This window comes from Kitasatospora sp. NPDC056651, from assembly GCF_042792155.1.
Taxonomy (GTDB): Bacteria; Actinomycetota; Actinomycetes; order Streptomycetales; family Streptomycetaceae; genus Kitasatospora.
The window spans coordinates 1-2,658 of the sequence record NZ_JBHTWX010000228.1; the positions used below are offsets into that span (position 1 = coordinate 1).

Sequence of the window (2,658 nt, forward strand, 5' to 3'; positions counted from 1 at the left end):
TCGCCGGTGGATCCGGGGCAGCTGGCGTACGTGATCTACACCTCGGGTTCCACCGGCCGGCCGAAGGGTGTCCAGATCACCCACGGCGCGCTCGCGAATCACGTCGCTTGGGCGGTCGAGGAGTTGGCCGCCCGGGGCGTCGGCGGCGCCCCGCTGTTCTCCTCGCACGCCTTCGACCTGGTCGTCCCGAACCTCTGGGCGCCGCTGGCGAGCGGACAGCGCCTCTGGCTCTGGCCGCAGGACCGCGACCTGGCCGACCTCGGTGCCGACCTGGCCGAAGCGGGCCCGTTCAGCTTCGTCAAGCTGACCCCGGGACACCTGGAGCTGCTCACCCACCAGCTCGCCGACGACCGGCTGGCGAAGCTGGCCGAGGTGTTCGTCGTCGCAGGCGAGGCCTTCCCCAGCCGGCTCGCCGACCGGCTGGCCGCTCTGCTCGGGCCCGATCGGCTGATCAACGAGTACGGCCCCACCGAGGCGACCGTCGGCACCACCGTGCACCCGGCCGACCACCCCGGCACCGACCCGGTGGTGCCGATCGGCGCCCCGCTGCCGGGTGTGGTGGTGCGGGTGCTGGACGCGGGGCTGCGTCCGGTGCCGCTGGGCGTGGTGGGGGAGTTGTGTGTCGGCGGGGTCGGGGTGGCGCGGGGTTACCTGGGCCGGCCGGGGCTGACGGCGGAGCGGTTCGTGCCGGACCCGTTCGGTGTGCCGGGTTCCCGGTTGTACCGGACGGGTGACCGGGCCTGGGTCCGCCCGGACGGCGTGGTGGTGTACGTCGGCCGGGCCGACGACCAGGTGAAGGTGCGCGGCCACCGGGTGGAGCCGGGCGAGGTGGCGGTCGCGCTGGCCGCCGTACCGGGTGTGCGGGAGGCGGCCGTGGTCGTCCGCGAGGGCCGGCTGGTCGGCTACGCGGTGCCCTCCGGGGAGGCCCTGCCGGGGGCGGGGGAGCTGCGGGCGGCCTTGGCGCGCTCGCTGCCGGAGTACCTGGTGCCCTCGTTGTTCGTGGCTCTGGAGCGGCTGCCGTTGACGGCCAACGGCAAGCTCGACAAGCGCGCCCTGCCGGCCCCGGAGCTCGACCTCGTCGCCGAGTACGTCGCCCCGAGCACCCCTACCGAGTACGACCTCACCCGGGTCTGGGCCGAGGTGCTCGCCGTGGAGCGGGTCGGGATGACCGACAGCTTCTTCGACCTCGGCGGCGACTCGATCCGCGCGGTGGCGGTGGTCGGCGCGCTGCGTACGGAGGGCTACGACGTCTCCGTCCGGGACGTCTTCGCCGGACGCACCGTGGCGGGCCTGGCAGCCCTGTTGGCCGGACGCGCCTCGGTGGTGCCGGAGGCCGGCGTGGCCCCGTTCGCGCTGCTCGCGGAGGAGGACCGGGCGAGGCTGCCCGCCGCGGTGACGGACGCCTACCCCGTTTCCCGGACCCAGCTCGGCATGGTCCTGGAGATGCTGGCCGACGACACCCTGCACCGCTACCACGGCGTGGCCTCGTTCCGGATTCGGGACGAGGAGCCGTTCTGCACCGAGGCCTTCGAAGCAGCGGCCCGGGTGGTGGCGCAGCGGCACGAGGTGCTGCGGACCTCCTTCGACCTGGAGTCGTACTCGGTGCCGTTGCAGCTGGTGCACGCCGAAGCCGGGATCCCGGTGGTGGTGCACGACCTGAGGGAGCTGCCGGCGGAGGAGTTCCGGGGTGCGCTCCGGGAGTTCCAGGCCGCCGAGCGGGCGCGGCTGTTCGACCTGTCCCGGCCGCCGCTGCTGCGCCTCGCCGCGCACCGGGCCGCCGACGGCTGGTGGCTCACCATGGTTCGCTGCCACGCCATCACCGAGGGATGGAGCAACTACAACCTCCTGATGGAACTGCTCGGCTGCTACCGCGGTTTGCGGACCGGCCGCGACCCGGAGCCGGCGTCGCCCGCCCAGGTCCGCTACGCCGACTTCATCGCGGGCGAGGTGCGGGCGCTGGCGTCGGCCGAGGACCGTGCGTACTGGAGCGGGCAGGTCGAGCGCTACCCGGCCTTCGCCCTGCCCGCGCACTGGGGTGAGCCGGCCCTGCCGAGCGAGCGGTACCGCCTCCAAGTCCCCTTCCAGGACCTGGAAGCCGAGCTGCGCGCACTCGCCGCCCGGGCCCGCGCCTCGCTCAAGAGTGTCCTGCTCGCGGCCCATCTCACCGTGATGGGCCGCCTCACCGACGAGCCCGCCTTCTGCACCGGCCTGGTCTGCGACGCCCGACCGGAGGCCGTCGGCGCCGACCGCGTCCCGGGCATGTACCTCAACACGCTGCCGTTCGGCTTCGAGCGCGGTGCCCGCAGCTGGCGGGAGCTGGTGCGCTCGGTGTTCGAGCGGGAGGTGGAGCTGTGGCCGCACCGGCGGTTCCCGATGCCGGAGGTGCAGCGACTGGCCGGCGCCGGCCGGCTGCTCAACGTCTCCTTCAACTACCTCGACTTCCCGCAGGTCGACCGCGAGCTGGTCGACGTCGGTGCGGTCTTGGCCGACGGCAACACCGAGTTCGACCTCGCCGTCACCACCATCGCCGGACACGTCGGCCTCAGCAGCAACACCGCCGTCCTCGGTCGGGTGTGGGCGCAGCGGGTGGCGGGGTTGTACCGGGCGGTGCTGGAGGCGATGGCGGCGGATCCGGAGGGTGATTCGGAGCGGCTGTTC

General features: G+C 73.8%; 1 protein-coding gene. It reads left to right on the forward strand.

From position 1 onward, the window contains the following. Window positions 1-2,658: AMP-binding protein (locus ACFRAR_RS38555; RefSeq protein WP_380705096.1), on the forward strand; the 2,658-nt coding region annotated here is incomplete at both ends.